Raw genomic sequence first — 20015 nt, 5'->3', positions numbered from 1 at the left:
GATTTTCTTCTTTACTGGATTGCTCGCAATCCGGATCACGCCCGAACCGCCCCCACGTCACGCCGAAGGCGTGCCTCTGGCACGACGCGGGCGTGACCGCCCACCCCTCGGTCCGGGCGCGATCCTCGCGATGGTGTGTGGTTGAGGCGATCATTTGAGGGCCTCCAATTTGGAGGGGTCGAAGTCCACTTCAGGGATTAGTACGACGCCATCCTTATTCATTTGGACGGAAACATTGGCCAATGCGAGACGCGACTTCAAATCATCCAGCTTGGAAAAATCCTTATTCTCCTTAGCCAAGGCCCGCACATCTTCAAAATGTTGGGACACATCTTTCAAAATTGCGACCGCCTGATGGTGCTGTTCAACTCGCTCCTCCAATTCCCCAAAATTGTAGAGGCCTAAGAACTCCAGGTTGGCTGCGAGGCGAGTGGCCGTGCTTGAATCGTCCATCTTCGCCAAGCATTCCAAAGCCGCGTGTGTATTCAAGTCATCGGCAAGTGCGTCAATTATGGCCGCTTCGGGATCGATACCTTTGGCGGCGCCCAAATCTCCGAACTCCGCGATAGTGCCTAAAAACCCGTGCAGCTTGAATTGCGCATCGACAGCTTTTTCTACCGTCCAATCCATCGGCTTGCGATAATGCGTACTCAGCATCACGAAGCGGATCACCTCACCCGGCCAGCCTTGCTCCAGCAGATCGCGCACCGTGAAGAAATTCCCCAGGCTTTTGGACATCTTCTTGCCCTCGACCTGCAGCATCTCGTTATGCAGCCAGACGTTGGCGAAGCCGTGGCCCATGCAGCGGCTTTGGGCGATCTCATTCTCATGATGGGGGAACATCAGGTCGTTGCCGCCGCCGTGGATGTCAAAGCGTTCCCCCAAAAGCTCACTGGCCATGGCGGAACACTCGATATGCCAGCCCGGGCGCCCCCGGCCCCATGGCGAATCCCAGCCGGGCAGATCGTCGCTCGACGGTTTCCAGAGGACGAAATCCATCGGGTCTTCTTTGTAGGGCGCAACCTCGACCCGCGCGCCTGCGATCATGTCGTCGACCGAGCGCCCCGACAGCGCGCCGTAATCTTTGTAGGACGCCACCTTGAACAGCACATGGCCGTCTGCGGCATAGGCGTGGCCCTTGGCGATCAGCCCTTCGATCATCGTGACCATCTGCGCGATGTACTCGGTCGCGCGCGGGCTGTGGGTTGGCGACAGCACGCCCAGTGCCGCCATATCTTCCAGATACCAGCGTGTGGTTTCGTCGGAACGCTCGCGGATCAGGTCCTCCAGCGAACCTTGCGCGCCCGCTTCCTTTCGCCGCAAAGCCTCGGCGTTGATCTTGTCATCCACGTCGGTGATGTTGCGCACATAGGTGACGTGATCCGCGCCGTATTTGTGGCGCAGCAGCCGGAACAGCACATCGAACACGACGGCGGGGCGGGCGTTGCCCAGATGCGCGCGGTCATAGACGGTCGGCCCGCAGACGTACATTTTCACGTCCTCGGGGTCGATCGGAACGAAGGTGTCCTTCTTCCGCGTTGCGGTATTGGTCAGTCTGATCTCGGCCATAGTGCCCTCATACACGTGTCCCGCCCGGGCAGCGCGTTACTTTTTCGAAAGGGAAAAGAGGACCGGCCGCCTGACGATTGTCAGTCGATAATGCAAGCAATGATGCTAATCACGGTCATGGGCGTGTCATAGCGTGGCAGGGGGCCGCTTGCCAAGCCCTTTGCTGCACGGCAGGGTTCGCGCATGGAGATCAAGGAATTCGAAACCCGCGCCGCCGCCCTGCCCTGCACCGACCTGTCGGAACCTTTTGGCCATGGCACCCAGGTGTGGAAGGTCAGCGGCAAGATGTTCGCAGCCTATGGCGACTATGCCGAGGGCGTGACGCTGAAGTGCCGCGACGTGGAAACCGCCGACATGCTGGTTGAGGTCGGGGCCGCCCAGAAGGCGCGTTATCTGACGCGCGGCGGCTGGGTGTGCTTTGCCTGGGATGATGAAACGCTGCCCGACCGGTTGCAGGACAGTTACGACGTGGTCGTGGCAAAGCTGACGAAGGCGCAGCGCGCGGCGCTGGGGTCCTGACGCGGGGAAAACACCGGCTCAGAAATCCGTCGGCGCGCCGCCTTCTTCTTTGCGTTTGGCAACGAACGCCTCCAACTCCTCCCGGATGCCTTCGTCCATGGGCGGCGCTTCGAATTCAGCCTCGATCTTCTTCCAAAGATGGTGCGCGCGTTCTGCGGTCCAGACGCCGCCGGCAAGTTCCCAGCCTTCATAGTTGGTCCAATCCGACAGGAACGGTTGCCAGAACGCCTTGGTATAGCGGTCCTGCGTATGCTCGATCCCGAAGAAATGCCCGTCGCCCCCGACCGATGCGATGGCCTCCAGCGCGATATCGTCTGGCGTTGTGGCCGTTATTGCCGGTTCGAAATAACGCTGGATCTGCTGCAACACCTCGCAATCCATGACGAATTTTTCGGGGCTGGCGATCAGACCGCCCTCCAACCAGCCAGCAGCGTGATAGACCATATTGGTCTGGCTTTGCACTGCTGCCCAGAGGCTGTTGGAGGTTTCCCACATCGCCTGCCCATCCGGAACGTTCGCCGCACAAGTGCCGCTGGAACGCAGCGGAATGCCATAAAACCGCGCCATCTGGCCGGTCATCTGCGTGGCGCGGATGTAATCGGGCGTACCAAAGGCAGGTGCGCCCGACCGCATATCAACGTTCGAGGTAAACGTGCCCAGCACACAGGGCGCGCCCGGGTTGATCCACTGCGCCAGCGCAATCGCGCACAGCCCTTCGGCAATTGATTGCGCCACGGACCCCGCCATTGTGACCGGCGCCATGGCCCCGGCCAGTGTAAACGGCGTCACCACCGTCACCTGACCGCGCCCCACGCAGCGCATATAGCCATCCAGCATTGGAAAATCATGCTTCAGCGGGCTGGTCGAGTTGATGTTGGTGTACATCCTTGGCGATGCCTCAAATTCTTCGTGAGAATGGCCTCCGGCAATGCGCACCATCTCCATCACGTCCTCGACCCGTTCGCGCCCTAAAGAATAGGCGTGAGTGACCTTGTCGGTCAGGGTCAGCTTGTCGAACAGCACATCCAGGTGGCGTTCGCGGGCGTGAATATCCACCGGCTCTACCGGATATCCGCCGGACAGGTGAATGCAGTCGAAATATTGGGTCAACTTCAGCAATCGCGCGCAATGCGCACGGGTTCCGGGCAGTTTGCCGACCTCCATGTCCCAATAGTTCGGCGGCGACGAGACATTGACGAACACCATGTTCTTGCCGCCAATCGGGATCTTCCGGGCCGGGTTGCGCGGGGTGATGGTGAATTCAGCCGGGGCGCGGGCCATCATTTCCATCACAAAGTCACGGCCCATGCGCACGTTGGTGCCGTTGATTGTGCAGCCCGCCTGTTTCAGGATCGCCACCGCCTCGGGGTTCAGGAACTCGATCCCGATGTCTTCCAGTATGCGCATTGCGCCGTCGTGGATCGCCTGAACGCCGTCTTCGTCCAGCGGTTCGGTCGGGCGGTCGGTGTTGACGGGGATGCGCCAGGGCATCTGGTCAATTGCGCCAGAACCTGAGCGTGCGCGATTGCCTGCCCGACCGCCGGATCGTCCACCGGATCGTCCTTGTCTGGGTGCCATTGTGTCCCCTGTCCTGATCCCGAGTCCCGATCCCGATTGCCCTGCCCCACCATGCGAAGCCATCGGCCAATTGGTTTTTCGATTTGCGACGCATCGAGTCGTTTTTGCCGAACGCCCGACCCGGCCAGCGGATTTACGGTACGCCGCGGCGCGCGATGCGCGGGCTGAGGAATTTTTACGCCACATCACCCAACTGACGGGGCTGCGATATTGTCGCCCGTCTGAAACTGTGTCAGACCTGACGGGTGGAATTCTGAACAGACGGGTTCACTTATCAGATGTCCGATTTTGCCAGCCAGCGCACAACCATGGTCGATACCCAGGTCCGCCCGTCGGATGTGACCAGCTTCCCGATTATCGAGGCGATGCTGCATGTCCCGCGTGAGGCGTTCGTGCCGGACGCGCAACGCAGTGCCGCCTATGCGGGCGAAGCGCTGCCGCTGGCGCCTGGCCGGGTGATTGCCGATCCGCGGGTTCTGGCCAAGATGCTGGAAGAACTGGATGTTGGCCCGGATGATCTGGTCCTGGATATCGGTGCCGGGCTTGGATACTCCTCCGCCGTGATCGCCCGCATGGCGCAGGCTGTTGTGGCGCTGGAAGATGATGAGGCGCGCAGCGCCGATGCCGCCGCCGCGCTGGCGGCCCTGGGCGCAGACAACGTTGCGGTGACGACCGGCCCGTTGACCGAAGGCGCGGCCCAGCATGGGCCCTATGACGCAATTATTCTGCAAGGCGCTGTCGAGGATCAGCCAAAGGCAATCGCAGATCAGCTTAAGGACGGCGGCAAGATTGTCGCGATTTTCAATGAAGGAACGCTTGGCGTCTGCCGCTTGGGGCTGAAATCAGGCGACCAGATCAGCTGGCGCCGGGCATTTGACGCAACCGCCCCGGTGCTTCCGGGTTTTTCCAGCCAGCCAGAATTCGCGCTTTAACGACCGCCGCAAGGCAACCACCGTCCGGGGGGACAATGATGACAGGTTCGACGATCAGACGGGGGGTCCGCAATTTTGTTGCCGGGCTGCTTCTTGTGGCGACGCCGGTTGCGGCAACGGCCGAATCGCTTAGCGATGCGATGATCGCCGCCTATCGCCATTCGGGCCTCTTGGATCAGACGCGCGCGCTTCTGCGCGCTGCGGACGAAGATGTGGCACAGGCCGTGGCCACCCTGCGCCCGATCATTGGCTGGTCGGCCAATATCACGCAGTCAGAACCCAATCAGGGAGAGAATCTGAATGGCTCCCTGGCGCTGACGGCGGATCTGTTGCTGTATGATTTCGGCGCCTCGGATCTGGCGATCGAGGCGGCAAAAGGCGTGGTTCTGGCCACGCGCGAAGATCTGCGCAACGTCGAACAGCAGGTGCTGCTGCGCGCGGTTCAGGCCTTCATGTCGGTACGCCGCGCCATCGCCTTCGTCGACCTTGCACAGAACAACGAACGCGTCATCACGACCGAATTGCGCGCCGCGCGCGACCGCTTTGAAGTGGGTGAGGTGACGCGCACGGATGTGTCCATCGCCGAATCGCGGCTGGCCGCGGCCAAAGCCTCGGTCGCCGCCCAGATCGGTGTGCTGAGCCAGGCGCGTGAGGAATATAAGGCCGCCACCGGGCATTTCCCCGGATCGCTCAGCGCGCCACCCCGCCTGCCCGCCACGGCCAAATCCGAAGGCGACGCCAAGGCGGTTGCCGTGCGCACCCACCCCGATATCCGCGAGGCGCAGCAGAATGTCTCGGTCGCCGAGATCAATATTGCGCGCGCCCGTGCGAATATGAGGCCGACCCTGCGCGCCAACAGCCGGATCAGCGTCGATGACGATGGCAACGACAGCTACAGCCTGGGGCTGACGCTGTCAGGGAATATCTATTCGGGCGGCGCACAATCATCGCTGTTGCGACAGGCGCAGGCACGCCGCGATGCGGCGCGCGCCGGGCTACACACGGTGCGCCACGGGGTTGAACAGAACGTCGGCAACGCCTGGTCCAATCTGGCGGTGGCGGTGTCCAGCATCCAGGCCTCGGATCTGCAGATCAAGGCGGCGCGCGTCGCCTATCAGGGCGCGCAGGAAGAGGCGCGTCTTGGCGCGCGCACCACGCTGGACGTGCTGACCCAGCAGCAGGAACTGCTGGACGCGCAGGCGGCCCTGGTTTCGGCGCAGATCGATCGTTATGTCGCAACCTACACGCTGCTGGCGACGATGGGATTGCTGACCGTGGATCATCTGGGCCTTGGCATCGCCACCTATGATCCGCTGGCCTATTACGACGCAGTCAAGAACGCGCCCGTCGGCGCCGTCAGCCCCCAGGGTGAGCGTCTGGATCGCGTTCTGCGGGCCTTGGGGAAAGAGTAATCGCGCACCGGCGGGAATGCGCCCGCGGATGCAGCACTGTTGTGCCGCGCAGGCGGCAGGGCTAATGTCACTCAACGAAAATGCGTTACCATCGAAGCGGGAAATCCGGGCATGTCAGATGCGGCCAAAAGGGACGAGGATGAAGATGTCCTGACCTCGATTCGCCGGTTGGTATCGGCGGCCAGCCCAGCGCAGCCAAAACCGGTGACCCCGGCGCGCGACCGGCTGATCCTGTCGGAAACGGACCGAGTCGATTCCGGCACCGGAAGCGATCCCTGGACTAATACGCTGGAAAACCGGATTGCCGAACTGGAGGCCGCCGTAACGGCGCAGAAGGGCGAGTTTGAGCCCGATGGCTCGGAATTTCTGGACCGGGAAACGCCGCGCACCATCGACCATCTGGCGACCGCAAAGCGTATGGCGGCACAATTTCGCGACGATGACACGGCAGCGGACACGCGCGACAGCGCCGCTCCCGTTGACGATGAGCCGATTGCCCCGACGCCGATCGCGCCTGCTGCCATTACACCCGCCACCAATACGCCTGCATCCAACACGGATAACGCGCCATCGGTCACAACGGGCGAAGCCCAGGCAGAACCGGCAACACCCCAGACCGCCGCGTCCGTTTCCCCCGGTCCCGATTCTGCGCCGGAGGTCGATAAGCCAGTCACAGCAGACCCCGCGCCAATCGACCCGGTTGCGCAAATGGATGAAGACGCGCTGCGCCTTCTGATCTCGGGCATCCTGCGCGAGGAATTCCAGGGCGATCTGGGTGAACGAGTCACCCGCAGCATCCGCAAACTGGTACGCCAGGAAATCAAACGCGCGCTGGCGACGCAGGATCTGGACTAGCCACCAAGGCCAATCGCCGAAATCCTTGGCCGTGGGGCCGCGCGTCGGGCGTTCCGTTCGTGTCCAATGCTGCGCCCGCGCGGAGCGGCGACGGTTGCATAATGACGCAAGGGTGCCTGCGGCGGGAGTATTTTTGGCGAAAAGACGTTGGAGTGGTGCGCCTTGAGCCTTTGACGCGCGCCGTGTGCGGGCTTTTCCAACATCTGTTCAGATACTCGGGATGGCGCGATAGGTCTGGATCCGGGTCTGCATGGATCAGATTTCACGGGCCAGTTGCAGGATCGCCTCGACGTCCAGATGCGTGGCCAAGTGATCGGCCAGAGTGTCGAGGGTCGAATCGACCCCTGCCTCCCAATTCGTCGTGCTGCTGTGCCCGCCAACCTCGGCCAGCATCGCCGCGCGCGCGGCGTCGGCGGCGAAAACACCGTGCAGGTAGCAGCCGCGTACCCGGCCCGAGGGATTGGCCGCGCCATGGCGCTGCCCGTCGATATCAAGCCAGCCGCGCGCGCAATCCGGCCCTTCGGTGCTGCCGATGTGAATCTCGTACCCACGGATCGGATCGCCTGTCGGCAGATAGGTGCCTGACACCTCGGCCAGGCGTTTTTCGGGCTGCATCACGGTGTGGACGTCCAGATGGCCAAGGCCCGCATGGCGCCCCGGCGCGCCTTCGATCCCTTGCGGGTCGTCGATCCACTGGCCCAGCATCTGATACCCTCCGCACAGGCCCAGCACGTGGCCGCCGCGCCGGATATGGGCCGAAATGTCGATGTCCCAACCTTCGGCGCGCAGCGCTTTCAGATCCGCAATCGTGTTCTTTGACCCCGGCAACAGGATCAGGTCACAGGCAGGCAAAGCGCGGCCCGGCCCGATAACCTCGACAGTGACCGAGGGTTCGGCGGCCAGCGGGTCGAGGTCATCGAAATTGGCGATCCGGCCAAGGCGCGGCACAACGACTTTGGTGTCGCCCCCAGGCCGGTTGGTCAGGTCGAGGACATCTTCGGCAGGCAGCCGCCAGGCGTCTTCGAAGAATGGCAATACGCCGAGCGCGGCCCAGCCGGTGCGGGCCACAACCTCATCCAATCCGCTGGCAAACAGCGCCGGGTCGCCACGGAATTTGTTGATGATGACGCCTTTTATCCTGTCACGATCTTTGGGCGGCAAAACGGCATGGGTGCCGACGCATTGCGCGATCACCCCGCCCCGGTCGATATCGCCAATCAGGATGACGGGCAGGTCGGCGGCTTCGGCAAAGCCCATATTGGCAATATCGCCGGCGCGCAGGTTGGTCTCGGCCGGGCTGCCGGCGCCTTCGATCAGGATCAAGTCGGCGCCCTCGGCCAGGCGGGTGAAGGACGCCATGACGCGCGGCAGAAACTCGGCCTTGCGGCTGCCCCATTCGGCGGCCCGCACGGTTCCGACACGCTGGCCCTGGATGATGACCTGCGCGCCGGTGTCGGTTTCCGGCTTCAGCAGCACCGGGTTCATATCGGTCAGCGGAGCCACCCCTGCCGCGCGCGCCTGAAGCGCCTGAGCGCGCCCAATCTCGCCCCCGTCTGTGGTCACTGCGGCGTTGTTCGACATGTTCTGCGGTTTGAACGGACGCACCGCCAGACCTTGGCGGGCGAACAGGCGGGCCAATCCTGCGACCACCAGCGATTTGCCGACGTTCGAACCCGCGCCCTGGATCATCAGTGCTTTAGTCAACCGCGCCTCCGGCCTATGGTTCAAGCCTGCTGCCTTCGGGGAATAGCAAGCCTGCTGCCTTCGGGGAATAGAAGGAAGCGAGGGCGAGGGGAAGATATGAACACACCGGCGCATCTGGTGGTCGGGCTGGCGGCATTCGGCCGGCCCGGACGGACGGGGCTGATCTGTGCTGCTTTGGCGGGGTCGCTGATCCCCGATGCCTCGCTGTATCTGATGGCGGGCTGGGCGCTGTTTGTGGAAAATATTCCCGCCCGCGTTGTGTTCGGAGAGCTGTATTTTTCGGACAATTGGCAGGCGATATTCGCCGTGGATAATTCGCTGGTGCTGTGGGGCGGGTTGTGCGCGGTTGGGGTTGCGCTGCGGCGCGGATGGCTGATTGCCCTGTCGGGGTCAGCGTTGTTGCACCTGATCGCGGATTTCGCGCTGCACCACGATGACGCGCGCCGCCATTTCTGGCCGGTTTCGGATTGGGTCTTCGTCAGCCCGTTCAGCTATTGGGACAGTGCGCATCACGGCGGGCTGATCGGCGGGTTGGAGGTTGCGCTGGTCCTGGCCCTGTCGATCTGGATGCTGGCACGGTTCCGCAGTTGGGCGGTGCGGGGGCTGGTTGCGGTGCTGTGTGCTGCGGAACTGGCCCCGTTCGTGATCTGGCGGCTGGTGTTTTAAGGGGGCGGTTTAGCGCGGAGCGGACGCATCACCGATACACCGCAAGCAGGGCGCGCGCCGGACCGGTGGGCTGGCGCAGCGCCGTTGAGTTTGCATGATTTATAGCTCAGGTTTGGCCGTCACCTCGCTTGGATGCGCCAAGCCCAGACCAGCGCCTGACCGGCGGGACCGGTCCGGCGCGCGCCCTGCGCCTTACGGCGCGCACCGGGCGCGAGGAGAGCAGTCAACGCCCCCTCCATGCCAGAAACGCCACCGCAATATCACCCGTGGCATGCGAGCCATCGGACCAATCCCGTTACACCGCCACGACGCCCGCCCAACGAAAAACGCGCCCCCAATTGGGGACGCGCCTTCCTAACTTACCAATGTGGCGGGCTTTCAGGCGGCTGCGGCCTGCTCTTCCAGGGCGGCGGCGGCGTGGCGACGCTCACTCTCTTCACGGCTCAGCGCGACCGAGGTGCGAACACCTTTGCCGACGAAATCCATCAGCCCGGTTACCACCCGCTCGTTCGGGTCGATGCCAGCGCAGGACAGAACTTCGCGCCCATCGCGCGAGCGTGCCCAGCGGGCGATCTGTTCCGGCCCGTTGCCATATTTCTTGTCATCCGCGATTGCGTCATCCAACGCGGCCAGCACCACCGCCGCAAACAGTTTGCGCGAACGGTTGCCCTGTTCGTGGTTGAATGCGGTTCCGTCGACGAAGTCAGCCATCCGTTATCCTTTAGGTTTTCTTGTTGCTCTTGCGGTCTTTTTACCCGATAGGGGCCTTTATGACCGTTTTCAGGTGATTCTGCATATCATTTTCGGAATGGCTCCTATGCGTTCAGTGCATAGCTGCCAGCGCGCCCTTCCCTCATACGCTGCCTTGCACGCAGAAATCCCCCAATATATAGACCCCGCCACCACCCGATCAAGATTTCACCAAGGTTTTGCCGCATGCCAAAGATCAACGGAAACGAGATTCGCCCCGGTAATATACTGGAGCATAACGACGGCCTTTGGTCGGCGGTGAAGGTCGACCATGTGAAACCGGGCAAGGGTGGCGCCTTCGCGCAGGTCGAATTGCGCAACCTCAGGAACGGGTCGAAACTGAACGAACGCTTCCGGTCTGCCGACAAGGTGGAAAAGGTCCGGCTGGAACAGAAGGATCAGCAGTTCCTGTATGAATCCGATGGCATGCTGGTGTTCATGGACAGCGAATCCTACGAACAGATCGAACTGCCCGCCGAAATTCTGGGAGAGCGTCGCCCCTTCCTGCAAGACGGCATGACGATCCAGATCGAATACTACGACGACGAAGCGCTCAGCGCGCAGTTGCCGCAAAAAGTCACCTGCACCGTGGTCGAGACCGAGCCGGTGGTGAAAGGCCAGACAGCGGCGAATTCGTTCAAGCCCGCAACGCTCGACAACGGCATCCGCGTGTCGATCCCCCCCTTCGTGGGCGAGGGTGAGAAGATCGTCGTCAACACCGAAACCATGGATTATTCCGAGCGCGCCTGACCCGGGGACACGTGCTTCAAACGCCCCGTTTTGCTGGGGCGGGCCAATCCTCGGCGCTGCAAGCCGAGGATTGCCATGATCCGCCACCTTCAAGCCGATGAAATCCCCCTGATCCTGCCGCTTGTCGCGCAGGTGCAGGCGCTGCACGTCCGACGTGAGCCTGGTTATTTCCAGCCCGATCAGGACGCCGCCGCACTCATTGGATTTTTCAGCGCGCGCCTGGCCGAGGGTCAGACGCTTCTGATCGACGAACGGCAGGGCCGTGTGGCCGGTTATGCGCTTTTCTTCGTCGACGAGCGTCCGGAAAATCTGTTCAGCAAGGCACACCGGGTCGGGCATCTGGATCAGATCTGCGTCGATCACGGATTCCGCCGACAGGGTGTCGGGCGGGCGCTGATCGGCGCGATGCAGGCGCAGCTGCGGGCGCCTGGCATCGACGGTTGGACAGCGGATTACTGGGCGTTCAACGCGGCATCGGACGCCCTGATGCGCAGCAGCGGCGCGCGCCCTTTCTGCGTGATGGTGCGCGGGAAGACCGGTTGATCACAGTTGCGCGTTTGGCGGCGAATTGGGGGGCGTTCGCCCCTGCGAACCGCTAGCCTGCCGAAAAGTCGAATGCTGGAAGCGAACGCCTGCCCAAAGCCGGGCGCGCGCCGGACCGGCGGGTTGGCGCAGCAACGGTTGCAGGACATGATTTATGGGGAGGTGTTAGCAATCAACTTTGACGGATGCGCACACCTCGAACCAACGCCAGACCGGTGGGGCCGGTCCGGCGTGCGCCCTGCGCCTGTGGCGCGCACCGGGCGCAGGTAATACCTATGGCGATTCAGATAAAGAGTTCTACGCATTGATCTGCCAAATAATTGAATGCTGAAAGCGATGACCCGGAAATCCCACACAATCACTCTGCTTCTGGCCGCCGAGGTTGCCGCGATGAGCCTTTGGTTCGTCTCGGCCGCGATTCTGCCCGATATGGTGGCCGAGGCGGCAATCTCGACCGCGCGACAGGCGTTGCTGTCCAGCGGGGTGCAGGCCGGATTTGTGATCGGGGCGCTGGCCTCGGCCATCTTCGGGCTGGCCGACCGTTTTGATCCGCGCCGGGTTTTCGCGGCCTGCGCCCTGTTCGCCGCCCTGATCAATGCCAGCCTGATCCTGTCACCGCCGGGCAGCGCGGCGGCGATCACGGCCCGGTTTGCGACCGGCGCTTTGCTGGCGGGGGTCTATCCTGTCGGGATGAAGATCGCCGTGGGCTGGGGGCAGAAGGATCGCGGATATCTGGTGGGTGCGCTGGTCGGGGCGCTGACGCTCGGCTCGGCCCTGCCGCATCTGATCGCACTGGGTGGCGGTGCGGATTGGCGGGTGACGGTGGCGGTCGCCTCAGTCGCGTCGGGTCTTGCGGGGCTGTTGGTCCTGGCCACCCGCCTTGGCCCGCATCATGCCCGCGCCGCCCGCTTCGACCCGCGCGCGATCACCGCCGCCTGGACCAACCGCCGGGTGCGCCTGGCCTATGCGGGATACCTCGGCCACATGTGGGAGCTTTACGCGATGTGGGCCTGGATCGGTGCGGCGACCGTAGCCTCTTACGGGGCAAGCCTGCCCGAGGATACCGCCGCCTCGCGCGCCAAATTGACCGCATTCGTCGCCATTGCGGGCGGCGGGTTGATTTGCGCGGCCACCGGGCGTGTGGCGGATCGCATCTGCAAGGCGCGGGTGGCAATGTGGGCCATGGTCATCAGCGGCAGCGCCGCAATCGCCGCCGCGCTGACATTTGCAGGGCCTGCCTGGCTGTTCTTCATTGTCGTGGTGATCTGGGGTCTGTCGATCATCCCCGACAGCGCGCAATTCTCGGCCCTTGTCGCCGATGCCGCCCCGCCTGATCAGGCGGGCAGCCTGATGACATTCCAGACCGCACTCGGGTTTGCCCTGACAATCGTGACGGTTCAGGCCACCCCGGCGCTGGCCGAAATGCTCGGCTGGCCCGCGATTTTCGCCATCATGGCGCTTGGCCCGGCCTTCGGCGTCATCGCCATGCGCCGCCTGCAGGCGCTGGATTAATGCGGCGCTGACCACCCGATCGGCACAATCGCGCCGATCAGGCTTTGCCACGGGGCCAGCGAAGGTTTAGGTTTGCGGTTCGGGTCACCACACTTGGGGAGTGTGCCGAACCTTCCGGAGATGTGTGTAACGACGACAGCAGAGTGAGTATCCATGCGTATCGCGACCATTCGTTCAAAATCCCTCAGATCAACGACCAGCCTGGCACTATGTCTGGCCCTGGTGATGCCGGTTCCCGGCCCGGCAATGGCGCAGGGCAAGGACCGCTGCGCAGTCCTGGAAATCCAGCTTGGCGACACGCCCAGCAACCGCAAGGAACGCCGTTGCCTGCGCCAACTGAGGAAAGCAGCCGAGGACGCTGGCCTCGAAGTCCCCGAGATGAGCGAAGAGGAAATGGCGGCAGAGGCAGAGGCTGAAGCCGCCGCGCAGGCCGAGGCGAAAGCCACCGCGCAAGCCGAAGCAGAAGCTGCCGCGCAAGCAGAGGCAGAAGCTGCCGCGCAAGCCGAAGCGGAAGCCGCCGCGCAAGCCGAGGCAGAGGCCGGTGAAGCCAGTGTCGAAGTGACTGAAGAAGAGTTGATCGATGCCGAGATTGAAGCCGCCGAAGACGTCGACTTGCTTGCCGAAGGCGAAACCCCGGCCGCTGCGGCGTCTGAAGGTGGCGACACCGATGCCACCGTTCAGGTTGAAACCGTGACCGAAGGTTCGGCGCGTTCTAGCGACGAAGACTTCGAAACCTCGGCCCGCGGCAATCAGGAAACCCGTGCCCAGCGCCGCGCCCGCGACGAAGGCGACAGCGGTCTGTCCGATGTCGAAAAGGTCGTCCTGTTTGGCCTTGGCGCGCTGGCGGTCGGTGCGATCCTCAAGAACGGTGCCGAAGTCAAATCGAACTCGGGCGATCGTGTCGTTGTCGAACGGGACGGGCAACTGTTCGTTCTGAAAGACGACGATACACTGCTGCGCCAACCCGGGTCCGAGGTGCGCACCGAAACGTTCAACGATGGCTCCACCCGCACCACCGTGCAGCGCCCCAATGGCGTGCAGATCGTCACGATCCGCACCGCCGATGGCCGGGTGCTGCGCCGGACACGCATTCTGCCCGATGGGCGCCGTGTGGCCCTGATCGACGACACGGTCGAGGCCGAGCCCGTGCGACTGGAGGATATCCCGACGCGCCGCGCCGATCCGGTTTTCTTGGACACCAGCGATCAACGCGCCCTGCGCGCGGCCTTGATGGAAGCGGATGCAAGTGAATTCCGTCGCGGATACTCGCTGGCGCAGATCCGTCAGATCCGCGCGGTGCGCGATCTGGTCGCCCCAATTGATCTGGACGCGATCAACTTCGACACCGGATCGGCCGCGATCCGGCCTGCCGAGGCGCGCGATCTGATCCAGTTGGGCGAACTGATGCTGGACCTGATTGACGAAAACCCTGGCGAGGTGTTCCTGATCGAAGGCCACACAGATGCCACCGGCAGTGCCGCATTCAATCTGGCGCTGTCAGACCGTCGCGCTGAATCCGTAGCGCTGGCGCTGAGCGAATTCTTCGACGTCCCGCCAGAAAACATGGTCATCCAGGGCTATGGCGAGTCCAATTTGAAGGTGCGCACGCTGGACTCCGAACCAGCCAACCGCCGTGCCGTTGTTCGCCGGATCACGCCACTGTTGCAGACGGCGCGGTTACGCTGACCTCAGGCCGGGGGAGGCCAGCCTCCCCCGGACCCCCTCCGGGATATTTTCAACGAGAAGAAGATTATGGGTCGGCTTTCGCCTGCCTGTCTTCTTTTGGCGGATACTCCGGCCAGCGGCGCTTTGACATTTCGCTCTGGCACTGCCTCGCCGCGCGCCCCATGATACTGGCGCATTCTGCGAGGCACCTAAAGCGTTTCGGCTTGAACCTGAATCGCGAGGGATTCCCTTGAGACCTGATCTGTGATTCATCCTGTTTGGGAGGATGGATCATGTCAGCACCTTTGCCATCTGCGCTTCGGATACGGTTTCAGAGATACATTGAAGAAGGGTTGAGCGGGCGCGCGGCGGCGTTGCGGTTGAAGCTGTCGCCTGCCACAGGCGCGCGGTGGGCGCGTCAGGTGAGGATGAAGGGTCATGCGGAACCTGCCCGGCAGGGACCGCCGCGCGGCAAGGGAAAGCTGGCTCCGCATCGGGAATTCTTTGAGGAGTTGATCGCACAAGACCCTGACATCACGCTCTTTGAGTTGCGTAATGCGCTGGCCGATGCAGAGGGTGTGCGGGTGCATCACTCCTCCATCGCCAACCTTCTGTCCCGGCTCGGCTTCACGTACAAAAAAAGTCGCTGGTCGCAACCGAGCGCCGCCGCGCCAAGGTAAGGCAGCAACGGGCCGACTGGTTCAGATACCGCTCGCCAGCCATTGCGACCTTTCCTGAGCGCGTTGTCTTTATTGACGAAACCGCAGTGAAGACAAACCTCACGCGCCTACGCGGCAGAGCCAAGCGCGGTAAGCGCCTGACGATGGATGCGCCCTTCGGAAGCTGGGGAACCCAAACCTTGATCGCGGGCCTGACCCAAGGCGCGCTGATCGCACCTTGGGTCATCAAGGGAGCGATAGATGGCCCCGCCTTCGCGGCCTACATCCGCGAAGTGCTGGTCCCCGAGATCAACCCCGGCACTGTCGTCATTCTCGACAACCTGGCAACCCACCGGAATAAGGAGGCGACGCAGGCTTTACGCAATCACGGCTGCTGGTTCCTTTACCTGCCACCGTACTCGCCCGACCTGAATCCCATCGAGCAGGCCTTCTCTAAACTGAAAGCCCATTTGCGACGGATCGGGGCCAGGTCCTTTACCCAGGTCTTCGAAGCAATCGGAGCAATCTGCGATCTCTACGACCCAGTAGAATGCTGGAACTACTTTAAGGCCGCCGGATATGTCTCAGGTTAATGTCGAAACGCTTTAGATGACCCGTTTCGATGACATTCCGGAAACCGCGCTGGCCTGGCACCGCGACGGGCGCGGGGCTGTGCTGGCGACCGTCGTGGAAACCTGGGGGTCCGCACCGCGCCCTGTTGGCAGCCAGCTGGCGATTTCGGCTGGGGGAGAGATTGCCGGATCCGTCTCGGGCGGGTGTGTCGAAGGGGCCGTGGTCGCCGAGGCGATGGAGGCGCTGGATGACGCAAAGCCGCGATTGCTGACCTATGGGATCAGCGACGATGACGCCTTCGCGGTGGGCCTGGCCTGCGGCGGAACGATCCGGATTCTGCTGGAACCGGTTGGGTCGGCCCTGCTCGAGGGGGTGCTGGCGGATCTTGTTGCTGCGCGCGCAGACCGGCGTGCCGTGGCGCTGGTTGTCGATACCGACAACTGGCAGCGGGCGTTGATCCCTGCCCCCGGCGATTTTGCCGACCGCTTCGCCATGGATCGGTCCGGTTTTGAAGGCAGCCGCTTTGTCGCCATCCACAATCCCCCCCTGCGCCTGATTGTCGTTGGCGCCGTCCATGTCGCGCAACCATTGATTCAGATGGCCCGGCTGGCCAGATATGACCCGTATCTGGTTGACCCGCGCAGTGCCTTTGCCAGCGACGCACGCTTCCCGGGCGAGGTGATTTCGACGGACTGGCCTGACGCCGCCTTGACCGAGATCGGGCTGGACGCCCGCACGGCGGTGGTCACCTTGTCGCATGATCCGAAGATCGACGATCCGGCGATTGAAACCGCGTTGGCTTCGGACGTCTTCTATCTGGGCAGCCTTGGGTCGAAACGCACCCATGGCAAACGCCTGGAACGGCTGGGCGCGCGGTTCGATGATGGGGCTTTGGCACGGATCCACGCGCCGGTGGGCCTCGACATCGGCGCGAAATCCCCGGCCGAGATTGCAATCTCGATCCTGGCGGAACTGACCGAGCGCCTCAGACGGGGTTAACGCGCATCCAGCCAGGCGCGCAGATGGCCGATATCGGGCAGGACGACGTCGGCCAGCGGGCGCAGATCATCGGCTGGGCCCGGCCCGGTCAGAACGGCGACACAGGCCATGCCTGCCGCGCGCCCGGCGTCTAGGTCATGGGGGCTATCGCCGACCATGGCGCAACGCGACGGATCCAGATCGAGGGCCTCGGCGAAGGCCAGCAATTGTCCGGGCGCGGGCTTGCCGCCAAAACCGGAATCCGACCCCGCGATGAAATCGAAATGGGCGATCACCCCGGCGCCGGTCAAATGCGCGCGGGCCGGCATCTCGGTATCGTTGGTCGCAATCCCCAGGCGCAGATTGCGCGCGCGCAGGGTGTCAAACAGCGGTTCCAGTGGCACAACCGGATGTTGCGGCGCCAGGGCGGCAGTCTGATCCAGATGCGCCAACACCTCATCCACGGACCGATCCGGCAGATGGCCGCTCAGCGCCTCGGCGATTTCCCGGGGCGTTCCGGCGATGGCCACGCTGTTGGGCTGAAATCGCCGCCCGGGGACATCATAGCCGACCGCATCGCCCAGGCGGTGGGCCAGTGCGCTGTTTCCGCTGGCAAAATCGCTGATGACCCCGTGGGTCCAGCCCGACCATGCCGCTTCGAAATCGAACAGCGTGCCGTCCTTGTCGAATACTATGCCATCTAACCCGCTCATAAAGCTGGTTGTCGCAGGCTGGGGCGCGGGGTCAAGGTGCGATCATGTCCAGCTGACGTCCTGCCCGCCCGGCAGGGCCTGGCGCGCCCGCATCAACGTGTCGTAAGGCAGTGAATGGGCGTCACAGAATGCAATGACCCAGGCGTCATCCATCATCAGAAAATCCAGCACCGACCCCAGGAATTCCGGGCGATCCGCCTGCCCGCGCAGATCGGCACCATCCGCCCCGGTTGCGCCCAGAAACACCGGCAGCAGATCATCGCTGTTGGCAAGCCACGCCAACGCCTGTGCGCCCAGAATCTCAGCCTGCTCAGTTTTCATAGAATTCTCCGCAACACAGAAAGGTTTTCTTAACCTTTGTTTACGAAAGTTTGGTTAACCGGCGAAAGCCGTTTCGATTGGGAGGCGTCGAGAATATGGCCTGGCGGGTGTTGATTGCCGAAGGTGACGGGCCCCATCGCGCGGCGCTTGAGGCGGAACTTTCCAAGGCGTGTTACGACGTATCCTCGGTTGCGGACCCCGACGCGCTGGCCGCGTCGCTGGACACCGGGGCGCCCGATGTCCTGATGATCGGGACCGAGTTCCTGTCTGACGACATTCTGATCGACCTGCGGCGCAGTCGCGATGGGCAGGACACGTCAATCGTGGGCCTTCTGGACAAAACCCAGAATCGCGACTGCGCACTGATGTCGGGCCTGGACGAAGCCCTGCCCCGCCCGGTCGGCGGAACATTCCTGCAGGCGCGCCTGCGCAGCCTGATCCGCACCACCCGCGAAGTGAGAGAGCTTCGCCGCAACCAGATCACCGCCGGGACCTATGGGTTTGCCGAGCCATCGCTGCCCTGGCGCCCGGCCCCGGTTGCCGCACTGGTATCGCTGGATGGGGCGCGCCTTGCGGCCTGGGCCACGGCGTTGGGCTCCATTGCAACCCGCGCGCTGTCGCCTGACAACATCCTGACAATAAACCAGAATTCAGGCCCTGAACCCGACGCGATTGTTCTGGAGATCAGCAACACTCCGGCCGCCGCAAACGGGCTGACGCTGCTGGCGGAATTGCGCAATCGGCAGGCAACGCGGCGCATTCCGATCCTGGCGGTGCTGGACGGGCCAGCGGGCGGGACCGCCGCGATGGCGCTGGATCTTGGTGCCGATGACGTCTTGCCTGCCCCGGCGTCGGCTGACGAGCTGCGTCTGCGCGTCGATCGGCTGTTGACCCGCAAGGAGGAGGTCGACGCCCTGCGCGCGCCGGTCGAGGAAAGCCTGCGCCTTGCCGCCACCGACCCGCTTACCGGGCTGTTCAACCGCCGCTATGCGGTGAATGCGATGCGCGCCATGACACAGGGTGCCGAAACCAGCACGACCCCGGAACCGGTGGCTGTGATGGTTGCGGATCTGGATCATTTCAAGCAGGTGAACGACCGCTTCGGTCACGCCGCGGGCGATGCAATCCTGGCCGAGGTCGCGACGCGCCTGCGCGCCAGTCTGCGCCTTGACGACCTGCTGGCCCGGTTTGGCGGGGAAGAATTCCTGATCGTGATGCGCGGCTTGTCCGCAGATCAGGCTCGGCGCGCCGGGGAACGATTGTGCGCCAGCATTCGCGGACTGACCGCACCGCTGGGCATGGGCGGCACAAATCAGCCGGTGACCATCAGCGTCGGTGTCGCAACAGGCCACATCACCGCCAGCCCCGATAACCTGGACACGCTTTTTGCCAAGGCGGACGCGGCGCTTTATTCGGCCAAATCGGCAGGGCGCGATCGTGTCTGTCTGGTGCGCTCGGACGCACCCGGCGCGGTTGACTGCAGCGGACAGAACGCCGCCTGAAGCGCCATCGTTAGTACCTGAATTGCTTTTGGATTTGCCAATCCGCCGCAACTTCTCATCCGCGCCGAAGAACGCCCCGACGCTCAACGTCGCCGATAGCTTTGCGCCAGTTTTTCAGGATCAGCGCCCATCAGATACCGCGCCAGCGTCCAGAGGTTGCGCACCCCACGGCGCACCCATCCGCCTGACAGATAACGCTCGGCCGAGGTGCTGACCGTCGCGTCAAGCCCGCGCAATCGGCCCTTCAGCCTGCGCGCCAGCGCCACGTCTTCCATCAGCGGCATATCAGGAAAGCCGCCGACTTGTGCCAGCAGATCGCGGTGGATCAACAACCCCTGATCGCCATAGGGCAGCCCAAGCACCCGCGACCGCAAATTGGCCCAGCCCGCCACCCTCCGCGCCGCCCGCCCCGGCGCGCGATACCGCAACCGGAACCACCCCGCCTTGTCGGCGCGCGCCGCGATATGGGCCGCGACGGCATCGACCCAGTCGCCCTCGGGCCAGCTGTCGGCGTGGAGGATTAGTAGCCAGTCGGTCTGCGCCGCCGCGACCCCGCGCGCAATCTGCCCGCCGCGCCCGGCCGGCCCGACCGTCACCGTGGCGCCAAGGTCTTCCGCAACATCAATCGTCGCGTCCTGCGACCCACCGTCACTGATCACCAGCGCGCGAATCAGCCCCGCCTCGACCCCCGGCATCAGGGCAGCGGCCGCGGACGCCAAAGCCTCGGCTGCGTTAAGGGTCGGAATGATGACTGTGATCGGGGCGGGCATGGTATCCTTTCGGCTGGCCGCCTATATCACGGGACATGGATGCG

The 20015-nt window shown here is 63.5% G+C and carries 18 protein-coding genes and 1 pseudogene; 12 read left to right on the top strand and 7 right to left on the bottom strand.

Annotated features, from left to right (window positions below; translation table 11 throughout):
* Positions 1-150: 150 nt before the first annotated feature.
* Positions 151-1569: a cysteine--tRNA ligase gene (locus GKR99_07880; protein NKB27466.1), complete on the bottom strand. Its 1419-nt coding sequence runs from the start codon at positions 1567-1569 to the stop codon at positions 151-153.
* 183 nt (positions 1570-1752) lie between these two features.
* Here GKR99_07880 and GKR99_07875 point away from each other — a divergent pair, with 183 nt between their 5' ends.
* Positions 1753-2088 carry an MmcQ/YjbR family DNA-binding protein gene (locus GKR99_07875; protein NKB27465.1) on the top strand — a complete coding sequence of 112 codons (336 nt, stop codon included), beginning with the start codon at positions 1753-1755 and terminating at the stop codon, positions 2086-2088.
* Between the two features lie 18 nt (positions 2089-2106).
* Here GKR99_07875 and GKR99_07870 read toward each other — a convergent pair whose 3' ends face one another.
* A complete protein-coding gene (locus tag GKR99_07870; protein ID NKB27464.1) occupies positions 2107-3666 on the bottom strand; it encodes a methyltransferase in 1560 nt (519 codons plus the stop codon).
* Positions 3667-3944: 278 nt separating this feature from the next.
* Here GKR99_07870 and GKR99_07865 point away from each other — a divergent pair, with 278 nt between their 5' ends.
* The 3 genes from GKR99_07865 (at position 3945) to GKR99_07855 (ending at position 6865) form a co-directional block, all read left to right on the top strand.
* Positions 3945-4598, top strand: coding sequence for a protein-L-isoaspartate O-methyltransferase (locus tag GKR99_07865; GenBank protein ID NKB27463.1), 654 nt, complete (start codon positions 3945-3947; stop codon positions 4596-4598).
* Positions 4599-4636: 38 nt separating this feature from the next.
* Positions 4637-6010 carry a TolC family outer membrane protein gene (locus tag GKR99_07860; protein NKB27462.1) on the top strand — a complete coding sequence of 458 codons (1374 nt, stop codon included), beginning with the start codon at positions 4637-4639 and terminating at the stop codon, positions 6008-6010.
* A gap of 111 nt (positions 6011-6121) precedes the next feature.
* Positions 6122-6865, top strand: coding sequence for a hypothetical protein (locus GKR99_07855; GenBank protein NKB27461.1), 744 nt, complete (start codon positions 6122-6124; stop codon positions 6863-6865).
* Between the two features lie 255 nt (positions 6866-7120).
* Here GKR99_07855 and GKR99_07850 read toward each other — a convergent pair whose 3' ends face one another.
* Positions 7121-8569 carry a cobyric acid synthase gene (locus GKR99_07850; protein ID NKB27460.1) on the bottom strand — a complete coding sequence of 483 codons (1449 nt, stop codon included), beginning with the start codon at positions 8567-8569 and terminating at the stop codon, positions 7121-7123.
* 96 nt (positions 8570-8665) lie between these two features.
* Here GKR99_07850 and GKR99_07845 point away from each other — a divergent pair, with 96 nt between their 5' ends.
* Positions 8666-9235 carry a cobalamin biosynthesis protein CobQ gene (locus tag GKR99_07845; protein NKB27459.1) on the top strand — a complete coding sequence of 190 codons (570 nt, stop codon included), beginning with the start codon at positions 8666-8668 and terminating at the stop codon, positions 9233-9235.
* Positions 9236-9613: 378 nt separating this feature from the next.
* On the opposite strand, the gene GKR99_07840 is transcribed toward GKR99_07845, so the two are convergent.
* Complete coding sequence (locus GKR99_07840) at positions 9614-9946, bottom strand: elongation factor P (GenBank protein NKB27458.1); 333 nt, start codon at positions 9944-9946, stop codon at positions 9614-9616.
* A 225-nt stretch (positions 9947-10171) separates the two neighbouring features.
* Here GKR99_07840 and efp point away from each other — a divergent pair, with 225 nt between their 5' ends.
* The 6 genes and pseudogenes from efp to GKR99_07810 all read left to right on the top strand — a co-directional run bounded on the left by efp (position 10172) and on the right by GKR99_07810 (position 16686).
* Positions 10172-10735 (top strand): elongation factor P, encoded by a 564-nt coding sequence (gene efp, locus GKR99_07835; GenBank protein NKB27457.1) that lies wholly within the window; start codon positions 10172-10174, stop codon positions 10733-10735.
* 75 nt (positions 10736-10810) lie between these two features.
* On the top strand, positions 10811-11278 hold the full coding sequence (locus GKR99_07830; protein NKB27456.1) for a GNAT family N-acetyltransferase: 468 nt from the start codon (positions 10811-10813) through the stop codon (positions 11276-11278).
* Positions 11279-11602: 324 nt separating this feature from the next.
* The gene (locus GKR99_07825) at positions 11603-12790 is read left to right on the top strand and encodes an MFS transporter (protein NKB27455.1); all 1188 of its coding nucleotides are present in this window, start codon (positions 11603-11605) and stop codon (positions 12788-12790) included.
* 153 nt (positions 12791-12943) lie between these two features.
* Entirely contained in the window at positions 12944-14476 is a 1533-nt protein-coding gene (locus GKR99_07820; protein NKB27454.1) for an OmpA family protein, read from the top strand.
* Between the two features lie 272 nt (positions 14477-14748).
* Positions 14749-15707, top strand: a pseudogene (locus GKR99_07815) (IS630 family transposase).
* A 16-nt stretch (positions 15708-15723) separates the two neighbouring features.
* A complete protein-coding gene (locus tag GKR99_07810; protein ID NKB27453.1) occupies positions 15724-16686 on the top strand; it encodes an XdhC/CoxI family protein in 963 nt (320 codons plus the stop codon).
* Here the strand turns inward: GKR99_07810 and GKR99_07805 are convergent.
* Both GKR99_07805 and GKR99_07800 read right to left on the bottom strand, forming a co-directional pair.
* Complete coding sequence (locus tag GKR99_07805) at positions 16683-17378, bottom strand: HAD-IA family hydrolase (protein NKB27452.1); 696 nt, start codon at positions 17376-17378, stop codon at positions 16683-16685. The genes GKR99_07810 and GKR99_07805 overlap by 4 nt on opposite strands.
* Positions 17379-17420: 42 nt before the next feature.
* Positions 17421-17699: a DUF3572 family protein gene (locus GKR99_07800; protein ID NKB27451.1), complete on the bottom strand. Its 279-nt coding sequence runs from the start codon at positions 17697-17699 to the stop codon at positions 17421-17423.
* Between the two features lie 77 nt (positions 17700-17776).
* Between GKR99_07800 and GKR99_07795 the strand changes: the two genes are divergently transcribed.
* A complete protein-coding gene (locus tag GKR99_07795; protein ID NKB27450.1) occupies positions 17777-19201 on the top strand; it encodes a diguanylate cyclase in 1425 nt (474 codons plus the stop codon).
* Between the two features lie 83 nt (positions 19202-19284).
* Here GKR99_07795 and GKR99_07790 read toward each other — a convergent pair whose 3' ends face one another.
* The gene (locus GKR99_07790) at positions 19285-19971 is read right to left on the bottom strand and encodes a glycosyltransferase (protein ID NKB27449.1); all 687 of its coding nucleotides are present in this window, start codon (positions 19969-19971) and stop codon (positions 19285-19287) included.
* Positions 19972-20015 lie beyond the last annotated feature (44 nt).

It is taken from the genome of Paracoccaceae bacterium, from assembly GCA_012103375.1.
Lineage (GTDB): Bacteria > Pseudomonadota > Alphaproteobacteria > Rhodobacterales > Rhodobacteraceae > WLWX01.
This window is presented reverse-complemented; position numbering and strand designations above follow the sequence as displayed.